The 24,070-nt window shown below is 63.0% G+C and carries 22 protein-coding genes; 10 read left to right on the top strand and 12 right to left on the bottom strand.

Translation table 11 applies throughout. The features are described from left to right. Window positions 1-254 precede the first annotated feature (254 nt). From fumC to NKJ04_RS17910, 3 genes are all read left to right on the top strand, one after another. Complete coding sequence (gene fumC / locus NKJ04_RS17920) at window positions 255-1,652, top strand: class II fumarate hydratase (protein ID WP_352676942.1); 1,398 nt, start codon at window positions 255-257, stop codon at window positions 1,650-1,652. A 236-nt stretch (window positions 1,653-1,888) separates the two neighbouring features. Beyond that, on the top strand, window positions 1,889-2,308 hold the full coding sequence (locus NKJ04_RS17915) for a DoxX family protein (RefSeq protein ID WP_127289105.1): 420 nt from the start codon (window positions 1,889-1,891) through the stop codon (window positions 2,306-2,308). Between the two features lie 258 nt (window positions 2,309-2,566). Continuing rightward, window positions 2,567-2,971: a DoxX family protein gene (locus NKJ04_RS17910; RefSeq protein WP_352676940.1), complete on the top strand. Its 405-nt coding sequence runs from the start codon at window positions 2,567-2,569 to the stop codon at window positions 2,969-2,971. Window positions 2,972-3,207: 236 nt separating this feature from the next. Here NKJ04_RS17910 and ppx read toward each other — a convergent pair whose 3' ends face one another. Together ppx and NKJ04_RS17900 are read right to left on the bottom strand one after the other, a co-directional pair. Further along, complete coding sequence (gene ppx / locus NKJ04_RS17905; RefSeq protein ID WP_352676938.1) at window positions 3,208-4,743, bottom strand: exopolyphosphatase; 1,536 nt, start codon at window positions 4,741-4,743, stop codon at window positions 3,208-3,210. Further along, window positions 4,743-6,944 carry an RNA degradosome polyphosphate kinase gene (locus tag NKJ04_RS17900; protein WP_128305382.1) on the bottom strand — a complete coding sequence of 734 codons (2,202 nt, stop codon included), beginning with the start codon at window positions 6,942-6,944 and terminating at the stop codon, window positions 4,743-4,745. Before NKJ04_RS17900 ends, ppx begins: the two co-directional genes overlap by 1 nt. Window positions 6,945-7,190: 246 nt before the next feature. Here NKJ04_RS17900 and NKJ04_RS17895 point away from each other — a divergent pair, with 246 nt between their 5' ends. Then, the gene (locus NKJ04_RS17895) at window positions 7,191-7,436 is read left to right on the top strand and encodes a zinc-finger domain-containing protein (RefSeq protein WP_027037845.1); all 246 of its coding nucleotides are present in this window, start codon (window positions 7,191-7,193) and stop codon (window positions 7,434-7,436) included. 19 nt (window positions 7,437-7,455) lie between these two features. After that, window positions 7,456-8,697 carry an FAD-dependent monooxygenase gene (locus NKJ04_RS17890; protein WP_352676935.1) on the top strand — a complete coding sequence of 414 codons (1,242 nt, stop codon included), beginning with the start codon at window positions 7,456-7,458 and terminating at the stop codon, window positions 8,695-8,697. A 112-nt stretch (window positions 8,698-8,809) separates the two neighbouring features. On the opposite strand, the gene NKJ04_RS17885 is transcribed toward NKJ04_RS17890, so the two are convergent. From NKJ04_RS17885 to NKJ04_RS17855, 7 genes are all read right to left on the bottom strand, one after another. After that, entirely contained in the window at window positions 8,810-9,478 is a 669-nt protein-coding gene (locus tag NKJ04_RS17885; RefSeq protein WP_352676933.1) for a TIGR02117 family protein, read from the bottom strand. Between the two features lie 109 nt (window positions 9,479-9,587). After that, window positions 9,588-10,337 carry an amino acid ABC transporter ATP-binding protein gene (locus NKJ04_RS17880; protein ID WP_031213892.1) on the bottom strand — a complete coding sequence of 250 codons (750 nt, stop codon included), beginning with the start codon at window positions 10,335-10,337 and terminating at the stop codon, window positions 9,588-9,590. Between the two features lie 81 nt (window positions 10,338-10,418). After that, window positions 10,419-11,576 carry an amino acid ABC transporter permease gene (locus tag NKJ04_RS17875; protein ID WP_352676931.1) on the bottom strand — a complete coding sequence of 386 codons (1,158 nt, stop codon included), beginning with the start codon at window positions 11,574-11,576 and terminating at the stop codon, window positions 10,419-10,421. Between the two features lie 9 nt (window positions 11,577-11,585). After that, window positions 11,586-12,773, bottom strand: a complete 1,188-nt coding sequence (locus NKJ04_RS17870) for an amino acid ABC transporter permease (protein ID WP_352442919.1) — start codon at window positions 12,771-12,773, stop codon at window positions 11,586-11,588. Between the two features lie 63 nt (window positions 12,774-12,836). After that, window positions 12,837-13,865 carry an amino acid ABC transporter substrate-binding protein gene (locus NKJ04_RS17865; protein ID WP_352676929.1) on the bottom strand — a complete coding sequence of 343 codons (1,029 nt, stop codon included), beginning with the start codon at window positions 13,863-13,865 and terminating at the stop codon, window positions 12,837-12,839. A gap of 441 nt (window positions 13,866-14,306) precedes the next feature. Continuing rightward, window positions 14,307-15,152 carry a DUF2182 domain-containing protein gene (locus NKJ04_RS17860; RefSeq protein WP_352676927.1) on the bottom strand — a complete coding sequence of 282 codons (846 nt, stop codon included), beginning with the start codon at window positions 15,150-15,152 and terminating at the stop codon, window positions 14,307-14,309. 9 nt (window positions 15,153-15,161) lie between these two features. Further along, window positions 15,162-15,797, bottom strand: coding sequence for a DUF1326 domain-containing protein (locus tag NKJ04_RS17855; protein WP_352442917.1), 636 nt, complete (start codon window positions 15,795-15,797; stop codon window positions 15,162-15,164). A 513-nt stretch (window positions 15,798-16,310) separates the two neighbouring features. On the opposite strand from NKJ04_RS17855, the gene NKJ04_RS17850 reads away from it, so the two are divergent. The 5 genes from NKJ04_RS17850 to NKJ04_RS17830 all read left to right on the top strand — a co-directional run bounded on the left by NKJ04_RS17850 (window position 16,311) and on the right by NKJ04_RS17830 (window position 20,550). After that, window positions 16,311-17,489, top strand: coding sequence for a cystathionine beta-lyase (locus tag NKJ04_RS17850; RefSeq protein WP_352676925.1), 1,179 nt, complete (start codon window positions 16,311-16,313; stop codon window positions 17,487-17,489). A gap of 232 nt (window positions 17,490-17,721) precedes the next feature. After that, window positions 17,722-18,783, top strand: coding sequence for an HPP family protein (locus NKJ04_RS17845; protein ID WP_352676923.1), 1,062 nt, complete (start codon window positions 17,722-17,724; stop codon window positions 18,781-18,783). 130 nt (window positions 18,784-18,913) lie between these two features. Beyond that, the gene (locus NKJ04_RS17840; protein WP_127289128.1) at window positions 18,914-19,588 is read left to right on the top strand and encodes an RNA polymerase sigma factor; all 675 of its coding nucleotides are present in this window, start codon (window positions 18,914-18,916) and stop codon (window positions 19,586-19,588) included. 117 nt (window positions 19,589-19,705) lie between these two features. Beyond that, window positions 19,706-20,230 carry a DUF4142 domain-containing protein gene (locus NKJ04_RS17835; protein WP_023814113.1) on the top strand — a complete coding sequence of 175 codons (525 nt, stop codon included), beginning with the start codon at window positions 19,706-19,708 and terminating at the stop codon, window positions 20,228-20,230. Window positions 20,231-20,241: 11 nt separating this feature from the next. Continuing rightward, a complete protein-coding gene (locus tag NKJ04_RS17830; RefSeq protein WP_352676920.1) occupies window positions 20,242-20,550 on the top strand; it encodes a cupredoxin domain-containing protein in 309 nt (102 codons plus the stop codon). Window positions 20,551-20,617: 67 nt separating this feature from the next. On the opposite strand, the gene NKJ04_RS17825 is transcribed toward NKJ04_RS17830, so the two are convergent. The 3 genes from NKJ04_RS17825 to glyA all read right to left on the bottom strand — a co-directional run bounded on the left by NKJ04_RS17825 (window position 20,618) and on the right by glyA (window position 24,044). Next, entirely contained in the window at window positions 20,618-21,472 is an 855-nt protein-coding gene (locus tag NKJ04_RS17825; protein WP_352442912.1) for a LysR substrate-binding domain-containing protein, read from the bottom strand. An 84-nt stretch (window positions 21,473-21,556) separates the two neighbouring features. Beyond that, window positions 21,557-22,663: a branched-chain amino acid ABC transporter substrate-binding protein gene (locus NKJ04_RS17820; protein WP_352676950.1), complete on the bottom strand. Its 1,107-nt coding sequence runs from the start codon at window positions 22,661-22,663 to the stop codon at window positions 21,557-21,559. 58 nt (window positions 22,664-22,721) lie between these two features. Continuing rightward, a complete protein-coding gene (glyA, locus tag NKJ04_RS17815; protein WP_352676918.1) occupies window positions 22,722-24,044 on the bottom strand; it encodes a serine hydroxymethyltransferase in 1,323 nt (440 codons plus the stop codon). Window positions 24,045-24,070: the final 26 nt, after the last annotated feature.

The following is a 24,070-nucleotide window of genomic DNA, read 5'->3' as shown; positions in this document are numbered from 1 at the left end:
CGCATTGCGCCCGAAATCCGCCGAACCCGTCAAACCCCAGCCAATCCGGCCTCAAACCCGAGCCGCAAGGCACCCCACATTGGCCCGACCCTCCCTCCTTGCCCCTATAACTTAATAACGCAACGGGCCCGCAAGGGGAGAAGGCGAGAAGCGCCGCACCTTCAACCGATTTGCATCCTCGCCGTCCGCAATCTCCGCTTGAAGCCGTTTGTGCAACGCGATACGCCGTTGCCGACTTCGACAAGGAGAGACCCGTGACCGCTGCAAAGACCAGAACCGAAACCGACACGTTCGGCCCGATCGAAGTCGCCGCCGACCGCTATTGGGGCGCGCAGGCACAGCGTTCCCTTGGCAATTTCAAGATCGGCTGGGAAAAGCAGCCGGCATCGATCGTGCGCGCGCTGGGCATCGTCAAGCGGGCCGCGGCCGAAGCCAATATGGACCTTCAGCGGCTCGACCCGGCGATCGGCAAGACGATTGTCGAGGCGGCACAAGAGGTCATCGACGGCAAGCTCGACGACCATTTCCCGCTCGTGGTCTGGCAGACCGGCTCGGGCACGCAGTCCAACATGAACGCCAATGAGGTGATCTCCAACCGGGCGATCGAGATGCTGGGCGGCGTCATGGGCTCCAAGAAGCCGGTGCATCCCAACGACCACGTCAATATGAGCCAGTCGTCGAACGACACCTATCCGACGGCCATGCACATCGCCTGCGCCGAACGCATCGTGCACGATCTGTTGCCGGCGCTGAAGCACCTGCACAAGGCGCTCGCCGCCAAGAGCAGAGAGTTCAATCACATCATCAAGATCGGCCGCACGCACACGCAGGATGCCACCCCCCTCACGCTTGGCCAGGAATTTTCGGGCTATGCCGCGCAGGTTGCCTCGTCGATCAAGCGCATCGAGCTGACATTGCCAGGCCTGCAGGAACTGGCGCAAGGCGGCACCGCCGTCGGCACCGGCCTCAACGCGCCGGTCGGCTTCGCCGAAAGGGTGGCGGATCGCATCGCCACCATCACCGGCATCGCCTTCGTTACCGCACCGAACAAGTTCGAGGCGCTGGCGGCCCATGATTCCATGGTGTTTTCGCACGGCGCCATCAATGCGGCTGCCGCAGCACTCTTCAAGATCGCCAACGACATCCGCTTCCTCGGCTCCGGCCCGCGTTCGGGCCTCGGCGAACTGTCGCTGCCCGAAAACGAGCCGGGCTCGTCGATCATGCCGGGCAAGGTCAACCCGACCCAGTGCGAGGCGCTGACGCAGGTCTGCGTGCAGGTGTTCGGCAACAATGCGGCGCTCACCTTCGCCGGCAGCCAAGGCCATTTCGAGCTCAACGTCTACAACCCGCTGATGGCCTACAACTTCCTGCAGTCGGTGCAGTTGCTCGCCGACGCCTCGGTCTCCTTCACCGACAATTGCGTCGTCGGCATCGAGGCGCGCGAAGACAACATCAAGGCGGCACTCGACCGCTCGCTGATGCTGGTGACGGCACTGGCGCCGACCATCGGCTACGACAATGCCGCCAAGATCGCCAAGACCGCGCACAAGAAGGGCACCACGCTGCGCGAGGAAGCGCTCGCCACCGGACTGGTCAGCGAAGCCGATTACGACCGGCTGGTGCGGCCGGAGGACATGACGCATCCGGGGTAAACAATTCCAGGAAAAATGTCTTGCGGTTTTCCGTCCGGAATTGCGTCAACCAAAAGCCCGGTATTTGGCGACGGGAGAATTTACTCCCGTCACGACCTGACCTGAAGCGAATTTTTCGCAGGCCGCCCGATCACGGAAATGTAAGTACTGTGAACAATGTGTCGCCAACCTGGTGGCTTTGGTGAACAGTCGGCTTGCTCTATCTCACCGGTATCAACCCCTTCCGGAGAGCCACCATGTCCATCAACACTTCAGTCGCCGGTTCCGGCGCATCCAATGCCTCGACCACCATTCTCCTCGGCCGCGTCCTGCTTGCCGTCATCTTCCTGCTTTCAGGCTTCGGCAAGCTGACCGCCATCACCGGCACGGCCGGCTATTTCGGCAGCCTCGGCCTGCCCTTGCCGACCGTAACGGCCATTGTCGTCGGCCTGATCGAGCTTCTCGGCGGCCTCGCCATCCTCGTCGGCTTCAAGACCCGGATTGTCGCCTGGGTGCTGGCGATCTTCACGGTCGCTACCGGCTTGGTCGCCCACACCGGTTGGGCTGACCAGATGCAGATGATCCAGTTTCTCAAGAACCTCGCCATCGCTGGCGGCTTCCTCGTGCTGGCTTCCTCGGGCGCCGGTGCCTATTCGATCGACGCCAAGCGCGGCTGAGCCAAAAACTGGCAATAGCCGAACGAAAGAGCGGCGCGGAATTTTCCGCGCCGCTTTTTCGTTGTTGGTACATGCCCGCCGATCTGTCGGCCGGAGTTTTCTGCTAGAGCAGTTCACCGTTTCACGGAAACGGCCAACCGCTCTAACTCTTTGATTTGACACAATTCCGGGCGGAAAACCGTTTCACACTTTTCCTGGAATTGCTCTAGGATCGGGGCATCGGACGAGGCCGGCCGGCGGCCGATAACGGAGGTGAACATGCCCCGCAACGCGCTGCTCCTGCTCTCCCGGCTGCTGCTCGCCGCCCTGTTCGTGCCCTCCGGTTTCCAAGCTTTGAGCGATATTGCCGGCACGACAGGCTATTTCGCCGGCCTCGGCCTGCCGCTGCCGACGCTTGCCGCCTGGGGCACGGGAGTATTCGAACTGATCGCCGGGCTGCTCATCCTGGTCGGTTTCCAGACCCGGATCGCAGCGCTGCTGCTCGCCGCCTTCTGCATTGCCGCCGGTTTCATCGGCCATTACGGCCAGGGCGGCGGCGACGCGATGCTCGCCTTCCTGCACCAGCAGATGCTGATGAAGGACATTACGATAGCAGGCGGGTTCGTTGCGCTGGCGATGGCCGGTGCGGGAGCGTGGTCGGTCGACGGGCGCGGTTTGGCCTGACGGACTGGGTTGGAAACGTCGACGGGACAGCACCCCCCCTCTGTCCTGCCGGACATCTCCCCCGCAACGAGGGAGATCGGATGTCATCCAGGCTTTCGCCAATCTTCAATGTTGCAAGAAAAAAGCACCGACGACGAAGCAGCCAATCTCCCCCCTTGCGGGGGAGATGTCCGGCAGGACAGAGAGGGGTGTGAAGAAACTCGACCGAGCAGGTTCTAATCCGCTCTGCTCCGACTCTACTTCACCGACATGCTGGGCCCGCCCTCGACAGCCAGCACCAGCCGGCGGTTGGTGATCCTGGCCAGCTGTGCCAGGCGCCCGGCCGGCCGCTCGCCATAGAGATCGGCCAGCGATGCCGGCAAGACCAGCGCCAGCACGCCGTTGGCGCGCTGTTCCCATTTCAGCCTGGGCATGATGCCGGGCATCGACGCCGTCAGCAGGTAGACGACGCGCATCATCGCGGCGAGCACGCGGGCCCGCTCCAGATAACGCGGCGGCGCCAGCGCCTTGATCTCGGGGGCGATGGCTTCGTTGAAGATGCCGTCGTGACGATAGGCGTTGGCCATGGCCAGGAAAGCACGGCCGGGATGGTCGACGCCGAAGAAGGAGGCGTGCGCAATGATGTTGAGCGATTGCTTGCCGCGATATTCGGGATGCGCGCGCCAACCGATATCGGCCAGCAATGCGGCCGCGTGGCGGTAGCGCGCCTCGTCTTCGGTCTCCTCGATGCCGAAAGCGGCAAAGGTTTTGGCGGTCCAGTCGACGAGTTCATGCGCATGGGCGACGGAGCGTGAGCGCAGGCGGGCGAGTTCCTCCGAGGCCGAAATCAGCGGATCGGCCTTCTGCTCCGCCTCATCGAGCAGCGAATAGAGAAAGCCTTCGCGTACACCCAGAGCCGAAACGATGATCTTCGACGGCTGCATCGCCGCCATGATCTCCTGCAGCACGACGGCGCCATAAGGCAGCAGCGAACGGCGGTTCTTGGAAACGCCTTCGATGCCCTTGACCTTCTCGATCTCGGCCTTGGCCACCTGCTTGAGGAAATTCGCCGCGCTTTCGGCCGAGATCTCGTAATGGTGCATGACACCAAGCGGATAGTTGGTCATTTCCATGTGCAGCCGGGCAAGATTTCGCCAGGTGCCGCCGACGGCGTAGAAGGGCCTGCCCTGCCCGCCTTTCAACAGCTTGGCCTTCGCCAGTTCGTCACGCGCGATCTTCGCCGCCTGAGCCAGCGAGTTCTTCGCCATGTCCTGCAGGCGCAGGCCGCCCAGCGGCAGCGTGATGCCGTCACCGATCGCTTCGCCGCTGACGTCTACCAGCTCGAGGCTGCCGCCGCCCAGATCGCCGGCGATGCCATTGGCCGGGTGGAAGCCGGAAATGACGCCGAGCGCGGAATAATAGGCTTCCTGACGGCCGCTGATGACACGAATCTCGGTCTTCAGCACGTCCTCGGCGCGGTGAATGAAATCGGGACCGTTGATAGCCTCACGGGCGGCGGCGGTGGCCAGCACATACATATGCTCGGCGCCGGCCTGGTCGGAGAGCGCGCGAAAGCGGCGGAACTCCTCCATCGAGCGCGTCACCGCCTCGGGGTCGAGCTTGCCGGTCGACACGATGCCGCGGCCGAGACCGGCCAGCATCTTTTCGTTGAACAGCATGGTCGGCGAACGCGCCAGCCCCTCATAGACGACGAGGCGGATCGAGTTCGATCCGATGTCGATGATGGACAGCGGTCGGCGGTCCTGCAGCCGGCCCTGGGAATCAGACAGCATCAGCCGGACGCTGCTGCGTTCTTCTTGCGGCGCTTGAACTGCGCGATGCGCTTGGGCGCATGCGACTTCAGCGCGTCACCCCGTCCCGACAGGCTCGGATTGGTCATGAAATATTCCTGCGCGTTGAACGGTTCCTCGCCCTCCTCCAGCACGACGCGCCGGGAGGTTCCATCAGCCAATACGTCGAAACTTTGCTGATTGTCCATGATGTTGCCCAGCATGATCTGGCCAAGGATCTGTTCGTGCACAGTTGGATTGGTGATCGGCACCATGGTTTCGACGCGGCGGTCGAGATTGCGCGGCATCAGATCGGCCGAGGAGATGTAGACGATCGCCTCGTCCGATGGCAGGCCATGACCGTTGCCGAAGCAATAGATGCGGCTGTGCTCGAGAAAACGGCCGACGATCGATTTTACGCGGATGTTTTCCGACAGGCCCGGAACCTGCGGCCTCAGGCAGCAGATGCCGCGCACGACCAGGTCGACCTCGACGCCGGCGCGGCTGGCATCGTAGAGCGCGTCGATAATGATCGGATCGACGAGTGCGTTCATCTTCATCCAGATGCGCGCCGGTTTCCCCTGCACCGCGTAGGCAATCTCGTCGGCAATGTGCTTCAGGATGCGGCTTCTCAGCGTGAACGGCGAGATCGCCAACCGCATTTCGTCCGTCGGCTCGGCATAGCCGGTGATGAAATTGAAGAGCTGGGCGACATCGCGGGCGATCGTCGGATCGGTGGTGAAGAAGGACAGGTCGGTGTAGATGCGCGCCGTGACCGGATGGTAGTTGCCGGTGCCGAGGTGCACGTAGTTGCGCAGCTTGCCGTCCTCGCGCCGCACCACCAGCGACATTTTCGAATGGGTTTTCAGCTCGAGAAAGCCGAACACGACCTGCACGCCGGCACGCTCCAGATCGCGCGCCCAGCGGATGTTGGCTTCTTCGTCGAAGCGCGCCTTGAGCTCGACCAGCGCGGTGACCGACTTGCCGGCCTCGGCCGCGTCGACCAGCGCACGCACGATCGGGCTGTCGTTGGAGGTGCGGTAAAGCGTCTGCTTGATCGCCACCACTTCCGGATCGGCCATCGCCTGGCGCAGGAACTGCACCACGACGTCAAACGATTCGTAGGGGTGATGGACGACGATGTCCTTCTCGCGGATGGCGGCAAAACAATCGCCGCCATGCTCGCGGATGCGCTCGGGAAAACGCGGATTGTAGGGCGTGAATTTCAGGTCGTCGCGGGGAACGGCGACGATCTCGGAAATCTGGCTGAGCGCCAACGGACCGGTCAAGACGCTGATGCGGCTGGACGACACGCCAAGCTCGCCGGCGACGAAGTCGCGCAATTCATCAGGCATCAGCCTGTCGAATTCGATGCGGATCACCGAACCCCGCCGCCGCCGCTTCAGCGCCGTTTCGAATAGGCGAACCAAATCCTCGGACTCCTCCTCGACCTCGATATCGCTGTCGCGAATGATGCGGAACGTGCCGGAGCCCTTGACCTCATAGCCGGGGAAGAGCTTGCCGATATAGAGGCCGACCGCCTCTTCCAGCGGGATGAAGCGGACGTGATGCTTGCGGTCCGGCAGACGGATGAAGCGCTTCAGCGCTACCGGCAGGCGCAGCAGCGCGCTCATCTCTTCGCCGTTCTTGCGATGGCGCAATTGCAGCGCCATCGAGAAGCCGAGATTGGGAATGAACGGGAACGGATGCGCCGGGTCGATCGACAGCGGGGTCAGCACCGGGAACACCTGCCCCTGGAAATGGTCTTCCAGCCAGATTTTCTCGTCCTTGGTCAGCGCATCGCGGGTGATGCTCTCGATGCCTTCCTTGTTGAGCAGCACGGTGAGCGCCGAAAGGCTCTTCTGCTGGTCTTCCTGCAGCCGCTCGACCTCACGCAGCAGCTGTTCGAGCTGCTGTTCGGGGGTGCGGCCGTCAGGGCTCTTCAGCGTGATGCCCTCGCGCACCTGGCCGGCGAGGCCGGCGACGCGCACCATGAAGAACTCGTCGAGATTGGCGGCCGAGATCGACAGGAAGCGGACGCGCTCCAGCAGCGGATGATTGAGGTTCAGCGACTCCTCGAGAACGCGCCGGTTGAACTGCAGCCAGGAGAACTCGCGGTTGACAAACCGGTCCGGGTTGCCGCCCTCCGGACGAGCCACCTCGACATCCACGAATTCGTTCTGCACCGGCTTCAGTTCGTTCATGATTCCCGCTCTTCCACACCGTCAGCCAGCTAAAGCGCCGCGCGTCATTCAGGACGCGCAAAGGACGCTCTACCACTCCAAGGCGACGCATGGTCCTTGCCGAAAACCGGTGTCGGTCTTCGGGGCCATGCGTTAACCGGCTTAACTTATCCTCTGACAGGCTTTTGCGACAGTTTGATTTCATCGAACTTGCAAAGAGGCCTGATATGATCCAGATGCAGACGAGACTGCGTTAAGGAGACGACGATGGCAGGCGGTTCCATTCCCCATTTTCAGAACGATGCGGGCTATCAGGCAATCGACATCGGCGTGAAGGAATTCATGTGCACGGGCGCCAATCCGCCTTTCGACCACCCGCATGTGTTTCTGGACATGGGCGACGACAACGAAAAAGTCTGTCCCTATTGCTCGACGCTCTACCGCTATTCGCCGAAGCTGAAGGCAACCGAAACGCTGCCGGCCGGCTGCATCTACATAGAACAGGCCGCCTGAGTCTTTCGCGACCAGCCCGATGAACGACACGCGCTCCCGGCAAATTGTCATCGCCGGGGCGGGTGTCGCCGGATTGACCGCAGCGCTGGCGTTCGCCGAACGCGGCTACTCGGTACGGGTGTTCGAACAGGCGCAGCGCCTGGAAGCGGCAGGCGCCGGCATTCAGCTTTCTCCCAACGCGACCCGCATCCTTCGCCAGCTTGGCGTACTCGACCGGCTGCTGCCGGCGGCGGTGCGGCCGGAAGCCGTGGTGCTGAAGGAGGCCGCGACCTTGCGCGAACTGGCGCGCGTGCCGCTGGGGCAAGCCGCCGAAACGCGCTGGCAGGCACCTTATCTCGTCGCGCACAGGGCCGATCTGCAGCGCGCACTGACCGCGCGCGCTGCCGAGATACCGGATATCCATCTCACCACCGGCGCCCGCATGGGCGGCGTTGACACCGGCCCGCACGGCATCACCGCGACGGCCGAGATCGGTGGCAAAACCGTCGAGGCGGAGGGCTTCCTGCTGGTTGGGGCCGATGGCGTCTGGTCGTCGGTGCGCGCACTTGTCGATTCGGCCAAGGGGTCGGCTTCGCGAAGAAACCATTTCTCCGGCGAACTGGCCTGGCGCGCCACCGTCGCGGCCGACAGCGCCGCCGGGCAAACCTTTGCAGCCATCGGCGCCAAGGACTGCGTCACCACCTTCCTGCATCCCGGCTTCCATATGGTCGCCTATCCCGTCAGCAAGGGTGCGGCCTTCAATCTCGCGGCCTTCACCAAGGGCGACCGCATTGCCGAGGGCTGGTCCGGCAACGCCGACGCCGGGATCCTGAGCAGCGCCCTGCGCGGCACCGCGGCAGAACTTGCCCGTCTGGTCGAGCAGGCCGGCCCGTGGACGGCGTGGCCGATCCACACGGTCGACCCGCAACAGCCCTGGACAATACCGAACGGCATTGCGCTGATCGGCGACGCCGCGCATGCAATGACCCCGTTCGCGGCGCAAGGTGCGGCGATGGCGATCGAGGATGCGGCGACGCTTGCCGATATCATTGCCGACTTCCCCCCCGATCCTCTGGCCGCGCTTGCCGTCTGGGAGCAGTCACGGCGGCCGCGTGTCGCGCAGGTCGCCCGACGCGGCGCTGTCAACCGGCTGGCCTGGCATGCCGTGGGTCCAGTGGCGATTGCGCGCAATGTGTTCCTGAAGGTGCGCTCGTCGGAAAAACTCGCGGCGGATCTGGACTGGCTCTATGGGTGGCAAGCTCAGAAGATCATTCGACGCTGAGCGTACAAGCACAATCGGTTGGTGGGACAGCACCCCCTCTGTCCTGCCGGACTGTCCGGCAGGACAGAGGGGGGTGTGAAGGAACGCGACGCCAATTCGCGGAATGCTCACGCTAATTATACAAGCTCATCGACAGCCCGAGCGATACAGGCAGCGGGTTCCACCAGCCGGTGCGCAGGCCGGCGATGCGCAAGGCCGCCGCCGTCCAGGTGTTGCAGCCGACCAGTGCGTTGAAATGGCCATTGGCTTCGTAGAAGCCGTCGAACCTCGAATAGGCTGCGTCCGGAACGAGGATCGGGCCTTCCGGTCCCCGCTGGAAACTCGCATCGATGAAATCGAGCAACGCCGTGAACCGATCCTCAGTGATGTCGAACCCCGCGATATCAGGGCGCGGTTCGACGATGTCACCGGCGACGTCGACATGCATGACCGACGCGTCGAGGGTCAGTGCCTTCATCACCGGCACCGCCTTCAGCTCGGACCATGTCGGCGTCTCCAGGTAGAAGGCGCGGCCGCCCCAGCCGAAGACGATGTAGCGGACCTCCGGCCTGTCGGCCGGTATGCCGGCGTCGACCAGGAAGTGGAAACGTCGGCGCACGGCGTCGTCGACCGGGATGGCGATATCGGTGTGGATCGGATTGTTCAGCACCAGGATGTGGCGCGTCGCGGCGGGCATGGCGGCGGCCGCCGGCCACAGCGGCCGCGGCACGAAGGTGCCCGTCGCCACGGCGAGTACGACGACAACCAACAGAAGACCTAGAAAACGTCCCAGTCTTTTCATGCAAGGCGGCCCTGCAAACGCGCTCGGCGCGACACGAACGCCCGCCTGTTATCCCATACGCAAAAGAGCCCGGCAGTGTTTCAGCCGGGCTCTTCGTGGCCGTCGAGGCCTAGTGCAGGATCTGCGACAGGAACAGCTTCGTGCGCTCGTGGCGCGGGTGGTCGAAGAACTCGGCCGGCGTGTTCTGCTCGACGATCTGGCCCTGGTCCATGAAGATCACCCGGTTGGCGACCTTGCGGGCGAAGCCCATCTCGTGGGTGACGCACAGCATGGTCATGCCTTCTTCGGCAAGGCCAACCATGGTCTCCAGCACTTCCTTGATCATCTCCGGATCGAGCGCCGAGGTCGGCTCGTCGAACAGCATGATGCGCGGGTTCATGCACAGCGAGCGGGCGATCGCCACGCGCTGCTGCTGGCCGCCGGAAAGCTGGCCGGGATATTTGTTGGCCTGTTCCGGGATCTTGACGCGCTTGAGGAAATGCATGGCGATTTCCTCGGCCTGCTTCTTCGGCGTCTTGCGCACCCAGATCGGCGCCAGCGTGCAGTTCTCCAGGATGGTCAGATGCGGGAACAGGTTGAAGTGCTGGAACACCATGCCGACCTCGCGGCGCACCTCGTCGATCTTCTTGAGATCGTTGGTCAATTCCTTGCCGTCGACGATGATCTTGCCCTTCTGGTGCTCCTCCAGGCGATTGATGCAGCGGATCATCGTCGATTTGCCGGAGCCGGAGGGGCCGCAGATGACGATGCGCTCGCCGCGCATCACTTTCAGGTTGATGTCCTTCAGCACATGGAACTCGCCATACCATTTGTGCATGGCGATGATGTCGATGGCGACATCGGTGGTGGAAATCTGCATCTTTGCGGCGTTGACCTTGATCTCTTCGGCGCTGACGGCATTTTCGGTGGCCATGGCAGTGGGATCCCCTTGTTCTTTTGTTTAGCGTTTGTGGCCGGTGTCGAGCCGGCGTTCGGTGTACATTGAATAGCGCGACATGCCGAAGCAGAACAGCCAGAAGACGAAGGCCGCGAAGATCAGGCCGGACCTCGCCGTCTGCGCGGTTGCCCAGTTTGCATCGGAAAAATTCTGTTTGACGATGCCGAGCAGGTCGAACATCGAGATGATGATGACCAGGCTGGTGTCCTTGAACATGCCGATGAAGGTGTTGACGATGCCCGGGATGACCAGTTTCAGCGCCTGCGGCATGACGATGAAATACATTTTCTGCCAATAGCCGAGACCGAGCGAATCGGCACCTTCATACTGGCCCTTGGGAATCGCCTGCAGGCCGCCGCGCACCACTTCGGCCATATAGGCCGCGGCAAACAGCGACACACCGATCAGCGCGCGCAGGAACTTGTCGAACGAGACACCCTCCGGCAGGAACAGCGGCAGCATGACGCTGGCAAAGAACAGCACGGTGATCAGCGGGATGCCGCGCACCGTCTCGATAAAGACGACGCACAGCGTCTTGATGATCGGCATCTTGGAACGGCGGCCGAGCGCCAGCACGATGCCGAGCGGCAGCGACACGGCAATGCCGACGAAGGACAGGCTGAGCGTCACCAAGAGCCCGCCCCAAAGCGAGGTCTCGACATGCGGCAGGCCGAACATGCCGCCGACCAGCAGGACGAAGGCGACGATCGGCAGCACGAAAAACAGCAGAACCGCATTCAGCCCTTTGCGCGGTACCTTCGGGATCAGCATCGGCACCAGCAGCGCCACGAACAGGATGGCGACCAGGATCGGCCGCCAGCGCTCCTCGATGGGATAGCGGCCGAGCATGAACTGGCCGAACTTGGCGTTGACGAAAGCCCAGCAGGCGCCGGTCCAGCCATCCGGCTGGATGCCGCCTTGCGCCACCGTGGCGCATACGGTCCGGTCCGGTCCCGTCCACACGGCGTTGATGAACGCCCAATTGATGATTTGCGGCAGGATCATCGCCACCAGGACGATGCCGACGATGGTCAAAATGGTGTCGCCGGCAGAAGCGATCAGGTTCTTGCGCACCCATGCGCCGAGGCCGGTGACGCTGGCGGGCGCCGGCTGCGCCAGCACCATTTCGGTTCGCACCCAGGACATATCATGTTCTTGCATGTCCTTACCTCACCTCTCCACCAGCGCCATCTTGGCGTTGAACCAGTTCATCACAAGCGAGGTCAGGAGGCTGATGGCCAGATAGATCACCATCATGATCACCACGCCTTCGACGGCCTGGCCGGTCTGGTTCAGCACCGTCCCGGCGGTCGCCGTCAGGTCCGGATAGCCTATGGCGATAGCCAGCGACGAGTTCTTGGTCAGGTTGAGATACTGGCTGGTCAGCGGCGGAATGACGATGCGCATGGCCTGCGGCACGACGACCAGCCGCAGGATCGATCCGGACCGCAACCCCAACGCACCGGCAGCTTCCGTCTGGCCCGCGCTGACACCCCTGATGCCGGCGCGCACGATCTCGGCGATGAAGGCGGCGGTATAGCAGGACAGCGCCAGGTAAAGCGACAGGAACTCCGGCCGGACCTGGAAGCCGCCGGTCAGGTTGAAAGTCGACTGCTTCGGGTAGTCGAAGCTCAGGGGAAAGCCGCTCAGCGCATAGGCGAGCAGCGGCAGCCCGACGATCAGCGCCGCGGACGTCCAAAACACCGGAAATTGCTGGCCGGTCGCCATCTGCCGTTGCCGCGCCCTGCGCGCGACGAACCACGCCATGGCGATGCCGACGAGCAGGGCGACGAAGATCAGCCATGAGCCGTCGCCCCACACGGCGCGTGGAAAATAGAAACCGCGCTGATTGAGGAAGGAGCCGAACGGCAAACCGATGCTGTCGCGCGGCGCCGGCAGAACGGCCAGCACGCCGGAATACCAGAAGAAGATGACCAGCAGCGGCGGGATGTTGCGGAAGACCTCGACATAGACGGTGCAGATCTTCCTGATCAGCCAGTTCTGCGAGAGCCGGCCGATGCCGATGACGAAGCCGATGATCGTTGCGGTGATGATGCCGACGATGGCGACGATCAAGGTGTTGATGAGGCCGACCAGAATCGCGCGGCCATAGGTCGAATCCGACGAATAGGCGATCGCGCTCTCGCTGATGTCGAAGCCGGCGCGGCCCTTGAGGAAGCCGAAGCCTGAAGCGATGCGCAGCCGCGTCAGGTTGTCGATGACGTTGTGGGCAATCCACCAGACGCCCGCCACCAGCAGCACGACGACCAGCACCTGGAAGAATATGCCCCGGATTTTCGGATCGTTGATGAAGGAACCGCGGCTGGGCTCCTCGCGAAGTACGTCCTGCGATGCCATTCGACCGTCCCCTGGAAAGAGAAACCGGGAGGCAGATGATCTGCCTCCCGGATCACATTTCGATCAGCGGATCGGCGGCGCGTATTGCAGGCCGCCCTTGGTCCACAGCGCGTTGATGCCGCGCGCGATCTTCAGCGGGCTGCCCGAGCCGACATTGCGCTCGAACATTTCGCCATAATTGCCGACGGCCTTGACGATGTTGACCACCCAGTCATTGGAGACGCCGAGATCGGTACCGATCTTGGTATCGGCTTCCTGGCCGAGCACGCGCTTGATCTCGGGGCTGGCCGAGTTCTTCATCTCATCGACATTGGCCTTGGTGATGCCGAGCTCTTCAGCCTGCAGCAGCGCGAAATAGGTCCACTTGACGATGTGGTACCACTGGTCGTCACCCTGGCGAACGGCCGGTCCGAGCGGCTCCTTGGAGATGATCTCGGGCAGCACGACATGGTCGGCCGGCGCTCCCAGCGTCAGGCGGATGCCATAGAGGCCCGACTGATCGGTGGTGTAGACGTCGCAGCGGCCGGCATCATAGGCGGCGTTGACCTCTTCCAGCTTTTCGAAGACGACGGGATTGTACTCCATCTTGTTGGCCTTGAAGTAGTCGGCGAGGTTCAGCTCGGTGGTGGTGCCGCTCTGCACGCAGACGGCGGCGCCCGAAAGCTGCAATGCCGAATTGACGCCCGGCAGCTTCTTGGCGTTGATCATGAAACCCTGGCCGTCATAGTAGGTGACGCCGATGAAATTCAGGCCAAGCGCCGTATCGCGGTTGATGGTCCAGGTGGTGTTGCGCGAGAGGATGTCGATCTCGCCCGACTGCAGCGCGGTGAACCGCTCCTTGGCGCTGAGCGGCGTGAACTTGACCTTGGAGCCGTCACCAAAGACGGCGGCCGCGACAGCGCGGCAGAAATCCGCATCGACGCCTTGCCAGTCACCCTTGTCGTCCGGCGCCGAAAAGCCGGCCAGGCCGGTGGAGACGCCGCACTGGATGAAGCCCTTCGCCTTGACGGTGTCGAGCGTGGCCGCCGACGCGGCGGACGCCATCAATCCAAGCGTGGCGGCGCCTAGAATGCCGATAGCAATATGTTTCATGACCCACAGACCCTTTTCTCTGTTTTTCAGGAGTAAATCCTGATTTTTTCTCCCGTGTGAACGCGGCTCCCATCCCGGCCCATCCCGGAACCCCGCATCGTAACCGACGCGCCGCCTCCCGTTCACAAATGTCATCGAAGGCGATAATTCCTGTGAGGTCAAGGGAAATGACCGAAACCCAAAGAGTTTGAAAATCGATTGCCGCAAATGCCCGATTTACAGACAAACACGCCCGCGATTTAGCCAGCAGGGCTAATAAAGGCGGCAAATCTCATGCAACGCCAACGCCGGGCCAATACGGGCCGCGGCAGCGAAATCCATCCCGGGCAATACCTCGTCGTTGTTGACCTCCCCGTGCGACGAACTACCAGGTTCCAAGATTGTCATCTGACGATTTACTGACGGCTGCATACCAATACAGACCGCCGACGAAGACTGCTCTCAAAAGGCTTGAAAGACGATCCAGGTCCCGATGGCGGCCATCAACGCGCCTAAAACGCGCGGAATCAGCTGGCCGGTCGGCACCGTCTTCTCCAGCAGAACAAGGATGGCGATGCCGGCGATCCACAGCACGTTCATGACGCCACCGACGAATAACAGAGCCATCAGCGCCCAGCAACACCCCAGGCAATAAGCGCCGTGATCCATGCCGAGCCGAAGCGCGCCGAGCGGAGCGGAACGGAATCCGCCATGGCTGGCCAGGAACGCGATCGGTGCCTGACATTGGCGCAGGCAGACGCCCTTCATCGGCGTCCATTGATAGAGACCGGCGGCGATCAGGACGAGGCCGCCGAGGATCGCGCTGACGGTCGCCATTGAGGGATCGAGCAAGGCTAGACGGGCGAGAAGCCATTGCGCACCGGTCGCCAGGAGGCTGAAGACGACCCAGACGGCGAGATAGCCGGCAAAAAACCATCCCGTCGAAGCGATGGGCCGGCCATCCGCCCGCGCCTTGCGGCCGACACCGGCATAGAGCAGCAACATCGGCGCGACCGAAGGCGTCATCATGCCAACCATCATCACTGCCCACATCGTGAAGGTGAAAGCGAAATCGCCCATCGCCCAGGCCCGGAAGCCGGGCGCCATGGCGGCGCCCATATCCATGCCGCCCATATCCATGCCGGCCATGTCGCCGCCTTCGCCATCCGGCAAAGGGGAGCCGGGCAAGACCATGGTGGCGGCGAGCCACAGCACATAGGCCCAGGCGAGCACGGCGATCACGACGAGCGCGGCCGTCACGACCGCGCGATCGCGCCTCAGCACCGCCTCGAGGGCCGTATCGTCCATTGGATCAGGTCAATGCACGATGCCGCTCTGCGTGAGATGCAGATTGGCGAAATGGCTGTGCGTATCGGCCAGTTCGAACTTGATCGGCCCCGTCGCCTTGGTCCAGCCGCGCCCGACCTCGGCGATCGCGTATTCGAAGCCGTGCGGCAAGTCGATGCGCGCCTGGTGCGCGGCGCCGGTGACCGGATTCCGGATCGGCTCGCCGCGACCGTCGGTTATACCCTCGACATGCAGCCGACTGGTTCGCGCGTCGACGTCGATCTTGAATTCGATCGGCGCGAAGATCGGATCGTGGAATTTCTCCAGCGTGGTCGAAAAGACCTGGAATATCGTTGCACCTGGCTCGGTGTCCAGACCGCCCAATATGCGAAGCAGCGCGCCACGTTGGGCTTCCGTCGCCCTCTCGTCGATGACCACCGCGGCTTCGCCCCCGCCCTGGTGTATGGCGCCGGGCCAGCTGAAAATCCCGACGAACCGCAACCCGTCGAGCTTGGTGTCGCCGTGATGGCCGCTCTCGATTTCCATGCCGGCGACCGCCTGGCAGAATCCGTATGTCGGCATGGCGTTGAACTGGCACGGGCAGCCATAGGCGCAGTTGCAGTTGATGAATTCGCTCGCCTTCATGGCCCATTTGACGTCCGGCATGGCATTCCTCCCTTGCCGCGCTCACGCTTCGTGAGCGCGATCCGGATCGTGGAGGACCAGAAGTCAACCGGCAGCAACCATCCGGCAGCATCTGATCGAAGCAATCCGGCGATTAATATTAGCCGACGATCATATACCATTCACCGCCGCCCACAATAGACCGATCGGCGGGGACAAGGGCTCCGAACGCAGGTCAACAAAAGACCTGACGACAACCAGTTCGGCGGCGGCAGCAGCTTTTTGTGCCGGTAGCTTTTGTGCCTGTCGCTTTTCTTGATAGGAATTTTTTCTTGACTCCCTGCCCTCAGCTATGGTACATATTCGTCCATGGTGCTGATTTGCGCCGATAACCCGCCGCACAGCGGTTTTTTCGTTTAATACTCCGTCCCCGCATCGCTGTTTTTGCCGCGACGAATTGGCATATTCGAAGTCCGCCTCCTGGCGGGCGGTGGCTGTTGCACGGTCCATAGCGCCGCACTATGGCTAGCGGCTTATCAAACAAGGCGACGCAGAATGGCGAAAGACGGCAGCGAGCACGGCGGGATGGGCATCAACACGCGGCTTGCCCATTCGGGCAACAATCCGCACGACTATTTCGGCTTCGTCAATCCGCCGGTGGTGCATGCTTCGACAGTGCTTTTCCGCGACGCGGCTTCGATGGCGGCGCGAGCCCAGAAATACACTTACGGCACGCGCGGCACACCGACGACCGATGCGCTTGCCCATGCCATAGACGCGCTGGAAGGCTCGGCAGGCACGATCCTGGTGCCGTCGGGCCTTGCGGCGGTGACGGTGCCGCTGCTCGCCTTCGTCTCGGCCGGCGACCATCTGCTGATCGTCGATACCGTCTATCATCCGACCCGCAATTTCGCCGACACGATGCTGAAGCGGCTGGGCGTCGAGGTCGAGTATTACGCCCCCGATGTCGGCGCCGGCATCGCGGCGTTGATCAAGCCCAACACCAAGGTGGTGTTCACGGAATCGCCGGCCTCCAACACGTTCGAGGTGCAGGACATCCCGGCCATCGTCAAGGCGGCGCACGCCGCGGGCGCCATCGTCATGATGGACAACACCTGGGCGACGCCACTCTATTTCCGCCCGCTCGACCACGGTGTCGACATATCTATCCATGCCGCGACCAAATACCCGGCCGGCCATTCCGACGTGCTGCTTGGCACGGTGTCGGCCAATGAGAGTTGCTGGACGCACCTCTACGAAAGCTTCTGCACGCTTGGCTGTTGCGCCGGGCCCGACGACGTCTACCAGGTGCTGCGTGGCCTGCGCAGCATGGGCGTGCGCCTCGAACACCATCAGCGCAGTACGCTTGCCATCGCCTCCTGGCTCGAGGGCCAGAAGGGCGTGGCGCGCGTGCTCCACCCGGCCCTGCCCAGCCATCCGGATCACGCTCTGTGGAAGCGCGACTTTTCCGGCTCGAGCGGCATCTTTTCCATCGTTCTTGCCGGTGGCGGCCAGAAGCAGCAGCACGCCTTCCTCGACGCGCTGCGGATCTTCGGCCTCGGCTATTCCTGGGGCGGCTATGAGAGCCTTGCCGTGCCGGTCTGGCTTGGCGACCGTGTCGTTGCAAAAGCCCCCTATGAGGGTCCGTTGATCCGCCTGCAGATCGGCCTCGAGGATGTCGACGACCTGAAGGCCGATATTTCGCGCGGCCTGACCGCCGCAGCAGCGGCCTAAAGCGTGTCGCGCCTGAAGATTTTCAGGCGACCCGCTTCAGGTTTTGTTTTTGTGCATGTTGTTCTCCCAAAACCGAGGTCACTTTTGGGCGACATGCACTAGCGGAATTCTATTCCCTAAAATTGCGATTTCGCGGATCAGTTTGGCTTTCAAATTCAACGATGCCGCGTCATTGCGGTGCGATCAGCACATTTCCGACTTCCCCTGGAATACCGGCAGAGTTTTCGACCCCATGGCTTTCCGCCTTTTTGTTCCCATTCTTGCCGGCGCGACGCTGCGCGAGCGTCTCGTCGCCTGTATCGGCGCAACGATCGGCATTGCACTCACCGGCGTGATCGCCAGCCTTGTGCTCGGCAATGGTCCGCATGTGCCACTGCTGGTGGCGCCGATGGGGGCGTCGGCGGTGCTCCTGTTCGCCGTGCCCGCCAGTCCGCTGGCACAGCCATGGTCGATCATCGGCGGCAACACGATATCGGCACTTGTCGGCGTGATCGTGGCGCATTTCATCCACGAAACCGCCCTTGCCAGCGGCATCGCGGTGGCACTGGCCATCGCTGCCATGTCGTTCACGCGCTGCCTGCATCCGCCGGGCGGAGCGGCCGCGCTGACCGCGGTGCTGGGAGGGCCTGCCGTCATCAGCGCTGGCTTCCTGTTTCCATTCGTGCCGGTGGCGCTGAACTCGATCCTGCTGGTGGCGCTCGGCTACGGCTTCCACAGGCTGGCCCGGCGCAATTATCCGCATGTGCCGGCTGCAGCGCCGGCGAACAGCCACGGCACCGGCGATCCGCCGGCGCAGCTGCGCGTGGGCTTCCGGTCCGAAGACATCGATGCCGCGCTTGGCGCACTTGACGAGACGTTCGATATCGATCGCAACGATCTCGACCGGCTGCTGCGGCAGGTCGAATTGCAGGCGATGGTGCGCGCGCACAAGACCCTTCTGTGCGCGGACATCATGTCGCGCGATGTGATCTCGGTCGATACTCACACCTCGACCGAGGCGGCGCGCCAATTGCTGCTTGACCACAACATCCGGACCCTGCCGGTCGTCAATGCGGAGGCCAGGCTGGCAGGCACCGTGGGGTTGCGCGAACTCACCCAGGCCTCCGGGACGGTCGGATCCGTCATATCGCCCGCGGCAACAGCCGCCGCAGGTTTTGCCGCCATGAGTCTGCTGCCGGTGCTCACCGACGGCCGCAGCCATGCGGTCATCATCGTCGACGACGACAAGCGGATTCTCGGGCTGATCACCCAGACCGATCTGTTGGCGGCCACGGCGCGCCTGCAGGCTGCCTGACAAGCCTTCACTCGCGCGGTAGGGTACCGCCGCCGGGCCCCGCGAAAAGCCTTCGGGAACCTTTTGCCGGCGACAGCGTCCAATCTCTCAATCGAGGTTCGGTCCGGAGATTGGGTTGAGGAAACTGGCCATGCCTGCTGTCTTGACGGCCGTGCCTTCCGCTGTGCCAGGCGAGATGCAGCTTGTGCGCCGCGCCTTGGCGCGCGACGGCGATGCCTTCCGCACCATCATCAAGACACACAATCAGCGGCTCTACCGGATCGCGCGCGGCGTCGTGCGCAATGACAGCGAGGCCGAGGACATCGTGCAGGAGGCCTACGTCAAGGCTTTCGCCCATCTCGATGCGTTTCGCGGCGACTCCTCGCTCGCCACATGGCTGTCGCGCATCGTCATCAACGAGGCGCTTGGCCGCCTGCGCAAAAGGCGCAGAACGGTGGCACTGCCGGAAAATCCGCAAGCCGAGATCATCCGGTTCCCTCTCAACCCCAGCGACGATCCGGAACGGACGATGGCGCAAAGGCAGATCCTCCAACTGGTCGAACAGGCCACCGACAGCCTTCCCGACGTCTACCGGACGGTGTTCGTGGCGCGGGTGATCGAGGGGCTGAGCATCGAGGAGACCGCCGATCTCCTCGGCGTGCGGCCGCAAACCGTCAAGACGAGGCTGCACCGCGCGCGCGCCCTCGTGCGCAAGGCGCTGGACGACCAGATCGGACCGGTGCTGCTCGATGCCTTCCCCTTCGCCGGCCGGCGTTGCGAACGACTGACCAGCGCCGTGATGCGGCGGCTCGGGCTGGAAAGCTGACCCTCACCGGATTTCAGTTCATTTCAGCGGGAACGTTTGCCGCTGACCAGCATCCAATGAACGTCAACCGAAAAACACAGTCCGGCGCGATTTCAGCGTCCGGACGAAGGAGATGCCATGTCTATCCGACACACTGCCGCGCTCGCCGCCCTGTTGCTGCTTGGCACTGCCCCATTCGCACAAGCCGCCGACAAGCCAACCGATCCGCAGATCGCCCACATCGCCTACACGGCCGGGGTCATCGACGTCGAAGCGGCCAAGCTGGCGATCGAGAAATCGAAGAACAAGGAGGTTGTCGATTTCGCCAAGGACATGGTCCGGGATCACGAGGCTGTAAATGTTCAGGCGCTCGACCTGGTGAAGAAGCTCAAGGTCACGCCGGAAGACAACGCCACCAGCCAGGCGCTGACCAAAGCTGCGGCGGAGGAGCGGGCCAAGCTCGCCAAACTCGACGGCGCTGCCTTCGACAAGGCCTATGTCGACAATGAGGTCGCCTACCACAAGCAGGTCAACGGCGCGCTCGAAACCCTTTTGATCCCGTCGGCGCAGAATGCCGAACTGAAGAGCCTGCTGGAAACCGGCCTGAAGATTTTCCAGGGCCATGAGCAGCACGCCGAGCACGTCGCCGGCATGCTCAAGTAAGGACCCGGAGCATGCAGAAACGCCATCTGTGGATTGCGTTGGCGCTGGCCGTCGGTACCGTTCCGGCGCGAGCAGAAACCATCCAGGTCATCATCGACAGGCTGGTGTTCTCGCCAGCCACCGTCGAGGCCAAGGTCGGCGACACGATCGAGTGGGTGAACAAGGATGTGTTCGCCCACACGGCCACCGTGAAAGGCGGCTGGGAGGTGATGATCCCGCCGAAGAAATCCGCAAGCCTGACATTGAAGGCCGCGGGACCGGTCGACTATTTCTGCCGCTTTCACCCCAACATGAAAGGCCGTCTCGACGTGACGCCATGATGGTTTGGAACCGGCGGCGAAGCGATCGCTTTGCCGCCGGTTGTTCCAAGCGTCAGTCCCGGATCGCTCAGCCCTGTGCAAGCAGCCACTCGATCATCTGCGCTGCCTGGGCGGGCGGGCGGTCCGGCGCCAGGATAGAGAGGCTGAGGCCGGTCGGAACGCGCTGCGGGAACGGCGCCACGAGCGAACCGGCGGCGATAGCGCGCGCGACCAGAGCCTCATGCCCCATCAGAACGCCGGCGCCGTCGACGGCCGCCTGCAGCGCCATGCTGTAGAGCGAGAATTCGGAACCGGACTCGATCGACGGACCTTTCAGCCCGGCAGCCTCGAACCACAGGCTCCAGTCGCCGGTCCAGGTCGTGTCCCAAAGCAGAAGCTGCGATGACAGATCAGCCGGCGTTTTCAGCTGCCTGGCGAGCGCCGGCGCGCAGACCGGAAAGATCACGTCGTCGCAGAGCTTGAACGCGCGGCTGCCCCCTGGTGCGTGCCTGGTCAAGAAGATTGCGAGGTCAAAGGGTTCACGCCTGAAATCCGGCGGCTCCTCCAGCGCATGGATGGACGGGCGAAGGGCGGGAAGCGCAGCGCGAAGCGCCGGCAGACACGGAGCCAGCCACAGCTGGGCAATCGACGGCAGCGCGGCAATGCTCACCTGCGGCCTTGGCGCCCAGATGCGCAGTTCCTGGACGGCAAGGCCCATGGAGTCGAACGCCGTGGAGAAGGCCGGCAGCGCCGCGCGCCCAGCCTCGGTCAGATGCAGCCCCTGGGCATGGCGCACGAACAGCGACGAGCCCAGCCACGCCTCCAGCGCCTTGACCTGATGCGATACGGCCGCCGGGGTAACGCCAAGTTCATCGGCGGCCTTGGCAAAGCTCTCCTGGCGAGCGGCAGCTTCAAAGGCGCGCAAGGTGTTGAGAGGCGGCATTCGAGGTCGCGGCGGATTTACGGCCATCGTCCGACGTCTCCGGATGGCGTCGGCGGCCGGTGACCGGCCGCCGGCGCGGTGTTTCTACTTGAGGGCGACCGGGGTCAGCTTGCCGTCGACCTTCTGCCACTCAAATACGACGAACCCGGGCTGCTTGATATCCCCCTTGTCGTCATAGGAGATCGAACCGAGCACCGTCGAGATACCGGCGCCGGAATGAAGATAATCGGAAACGGCCTTTGGATCGTCGGCCTTGGCTTTGGCGATAGCCTCGGCAAGAATCTGCGTTGCCGCGTAGGCGTAAAGGGTCACTGCTTCGGTGGGCACGTTTTTGGCCCTCAGATCGGCGACGGCATCCTTGGCTTCTGCAAACGTTGCCGGGTCGGGGAACGACGTCATCAGGGTTCCAACAGCACCATCACCGCCGATGGCGCCGAATTCGCTGTTGGAGATGCCGTCACCGCCCATCAGGATCGCGGTGACGCCCTGATCGTGCATCTGGCGCACAATCAGTCCAGCCTCCGTGTGCTGACCGCCATAGTAGACGAGGTCGGCGCCCGATTGCTTGATCCTTGTGACGAGAGGGCTGTAGTCCTTCTCGCCCGGGTTGACCTCCTCATGGAGAACCTCCTTGCCGCCGCCGGCGTTATAGGCCTTGGCCATTTCGTCGGCGAGGCCTTTGCCCGCCGTCGACTTGTCGTCGACAATCGCTATCTTCTTGTCCTTGAAACGGTCGAGAACGAATTTGGCGGCGATGGAGCCTTGCTGATCATCGCGCCCGCACGCCCTGAAGGCATTCCACAGGCCGCGCTCCGTCACCATCGGGTTGGTGGCAGTCGGCGTCACGAACAGAACGCCATTCTCGGCATAGACCTCGGAAGCGGGAATGGTGACGCCGGAATTATAGTGCCCGACAACGTAGTGAACGCCATCAGCGACGAATTTGTTGGCGACCGAAACGCCCTGCTTCGGGTCGGAGACATCGTCACCGATCGACACGGCAAGCTTTTGTCCAAGAACGCCGCCATTGGCGTTGATGCGTTCAACGGCGATCTCGACACCGACGCGGTACTGTTCTCCATAGGCGGCGTTCGGCCCCGACATCGGGCCGGCGACGCCGAACACAATATCAGCCCTGGCCGCACCAACAGCCGCAGTCATAAGGGCAGCAGTCATCATCTGCACGATCATGCGCATTTTATTCCCCTGTTTTTTAGAGAAAGGCGGGCTTTTCCCGCCGCTTCAGGCGTCAGTTCACAAAGTGAAGCTTGTTGAACCGGCGCCGGAATGCCGTGACATCTGCCGCGACTTGTTCGCTGGCGTCATTGCCGCGCAGTCCTCTGGCGATGAGAGCCGCGAGTGCCGGCATGTCGTCTTCGGTCATGCCCCAGCGGACGATCTCGGGCGTACCCAGGCGCAACCCGTTCATGTCGCCGTCGACAGCGTCTATGGGCAAGCCGATGCCGCAGGTCAGGATGTTGGCCAGCCGCAATTTCCTTGCCGCCGCCTGGCCGCCGCCAAACTCGGCTGCCTCGATGGCGAACTGATGCGATGTCGTGTAGCCCTTGCCGGTCGAAAAAACCGGCAGGCCGCGATCGGCAAGGCTTTCGGCCAACGCCTTTGCGGTCCGCGCCATCGTCGCGGCGTAGGCCTTGCCGTGGTCTTTCCAGTCTAGAAGTGTGATCGCCAAGGCAGCCGACTTGGCGGCATCGAAGTTGGCGGTCATGCCTGGAAATGCGATCCTGTCGAGCTTTTCGGCAACGACCGCATCGTTGGTGACGATCAGCCCGGACGCCGGACCGCCGAGACTTTTGTAGGTGCTCATCGTCATCAGATGAGCCCCTTCCTGCAAGGGCTGTTGCCACGCGTCTCCGGCAATCATGCCGCACAGATGGGCCGCATCGAAGAGAACAAGCGCACCGACCTCGTCGGCGATCTCCCGTATCTCACGAATGGGATGGGGCAGCAGGTTGAGGCTGCTGCCGATCGTTATCATCTTCGGCCTTATTGATCTGGCCAGGTCGCGCAATTTGCCGACGTCAACGGTGTAGCTGTCGGCATCGACTGGAGCGGTGTGGATATCGAGCCCGTAGAGCCCGGCGCAGCCGGCCATATGATGGGTTACATGGCCTCCGATCGCCGGCGACGGGACAATGACGCTGTCGCCCGGCCTGGCTGCAACCATGAACGCATAGAGATTGGCGATCGCGCCGGAAGGTACCCGGATCTCGGCATAGCTGGCGCCGAAAACGTCGGCTGCCAGCTCGGCCGCGATCACCTCGATCTGCTCGACACCCTCCAATCCCATCTCATATTTGTCGCCGGGGTAGCCAAGCGACGGGCGCGACCCCAGGCCGGAAGCGAGTGCGGCTTCGGCCTTCGGGTTCATCACATTGGTCGCCGGGTTGAGGTTGATGCAGTCGGCCTCGTGGATCGAACGGTTCAGCTCGATGCCCCTTTTGACTGCCGCCATGACGGCATCGGTCTTCTGAGCGCTCGTCTTCTGCGCCAACTGCTGGGCAAACTCGTCGCAATGCGATGGAACCCAGGGCCTGCGAGCGAGAGCGACCATCGATGCCTCCTTTGCCAACCGGCGGA

Source organism: Mesorhizobium sp. M0618 (assembly GCF_040320765.1).
Classification (GTDB): Bacteria; Pseudomonadota; Alphaproteobacteria; order Rhizobiales; family Rhizobiaceae; genus Mesorhizobium.
This window is presented reverse-complemented; position numbering and strand designations above follow the sequence as displayed.

What these genes read in the sequence shown, in the direction of transcription:
- NKJ04_RS17890 (WP_352676935.1), top strand. Translation starts at nt 7,456, where the DNA reads ATGAACGACACGCGCTCCCGGCAAATTGTCATCGCCGGGGCGGGTGTC.
- NKJ04_RS17860 (WP_352676927.1), bottom strand. Translation starts at nt 15,152, where the DNA reads ATGGACGATACGGCCCTCGAGGCGGTGCTGAGGCGCGATCGCGCGGTC.
- NKJ04_RS17835 (WP_023814113.1), top strand. Translation starts at nt 19,706, where the DNA reads ATGTCTATCCGACACACTGCCGCGCTCGCCGCCCTGTTGCTGCTTGGC.
- glyA (WP_352676918.1), bottom strand. Translation starts at nt 24,044, where the DNA reads ATGGTCGCTCTCGCTCGCAGGCCCTGGGTTCCATCGCATTGCGACGAG.
- NKJ04_RS17840 (WP_127289128.1), top strand. Translation starts at nt 18,914, where the DNA reads ATGCCTGCTGTCTTGACGGCCGTGCCTTCCGCTGTGCCAGGCGAGATG.
- NKJ04_RS17910 (WP_352676940.1), top strand. Translation starts at nt 2,567, where the DNA reads ATGCCCCGCAACGCGCTGCTCCTGCTCTCCCGGCTGCTGCTCGCCGCC.
- NKJ04_RS17850 (WP_352676925.1), top strand. Translation starts at nt 16,311, where the DNA reads ATGGCGAAAGACGGCAGCGAGCACGGCGGGATGGGCATCAACACGCGG.
- NKJ04_RS17870 (WP_352442919.1), bottom strand. Translation starts at nt 12,773, where the DNA reads ATGGCATCGCAGGACGTACTTCGCGAGGAGCCCAGCCGCGGTTCCTTC.
- NKJ04_RS17865 (WP_352676929.1), bottom strand. Translation starts at nt 13,865, where the DNA reads ATGAAACATATTGCTATCGGCATTCTAGGCGCCGCCACGCTTGGATTG.
- NKJ04_RS17855 (WP_352442917.1), bottom strand. Translation starts at nt 15,797, where the DNA reads ATGCCGGACGTCAAATGGGCCATGAAGGCGAGCGAATTCATCAACTGC.
- NKJ04_RS17820 (WP_352676950.1), bottom strand. Translation starts at nt 22,663, where the DNA reads ATGATCGTGCAGATGATGACTGCTGCCCTTATGACTGCGGCTGTTGGT.
- NKJ04_RS17885 (WP_352676933.1), bottom strand. Translation starts at nt 9,478, where the DNA reads ATGAAAAGACTGGGACGTTTTCTAGGTCTTCTGTTGGTTGTCGTCGTA.
- NKJ04_RS17880 (WP_031213892.1), bottom strand. Translation starts at nt 10,337, where the DNA reads ATGCAGATTTCCACCACCGATGTCGCCATCGACATCATCGCCATGCAC.
- NKJ04_RS17915 (WP_127289105.1), top strand. Translation starts at nt 1,889, where the DNA reads ATGTCCATCAACACTTCAGTCGCCGGTTCCGGCGCATCCAATGCCTCG.
- NKJ04_RS17830 (WP_352676920.1), top strand. Translation starts at nt 20,242, where the DNA reads ATGCAGAAACGCCATCTGTGGATTGCGTTGGCGCTGGCCGTCGGTACC.
- NKJ04_RS17875 (WP_352676931.1), bottom strand. Translation starts at nt 11,576, where the DNA reads ATGCAAGAACATGATATGTCCTGGGTGCGAACCGAAATGGTGCTGGCG.
- NKJ04_RS17825 (WP_352442912.1), bottom strand. Translation starts at nt 21,472, where the DNA reads ATGCCGCCTCTCAACACCTTGCGCGCCTTTGAAGCTGCCGCTCGCCAG.
- NKJ04_RS17895 (WP_027037845.1), top strand. Translation starts at nt 7,191, where the DNA reads ATGGCAGGCGGTTCCATTCCCCATTTTCAGAACGATGCGGGCTATCAG.
- NKJ04_RS17900 (WP_128305382.1), bottom strand. Translation starts at nt 6,944, where the DNA reads ATGAACGAACTGAAGCCGGTGCAGAACGAATTCGTGGATGTCGAGGTG.
- ppx (WP_352676938.1), bottom strand. Translation starts at nt 4,743, where the DNA reads ATGCTGTCTGATTCCCAGGGCCGGCTGCAGGACCGCCGACCGCTGTCC.
- NKJ04_RS17845 (WP_352676923.1), top strand. Translation starts at nt 17,722, where the DNA reads ATGGCTTTCCGCCTTTTTGTTCCCATTCTTGCCGGCGCGACGCTGCGC.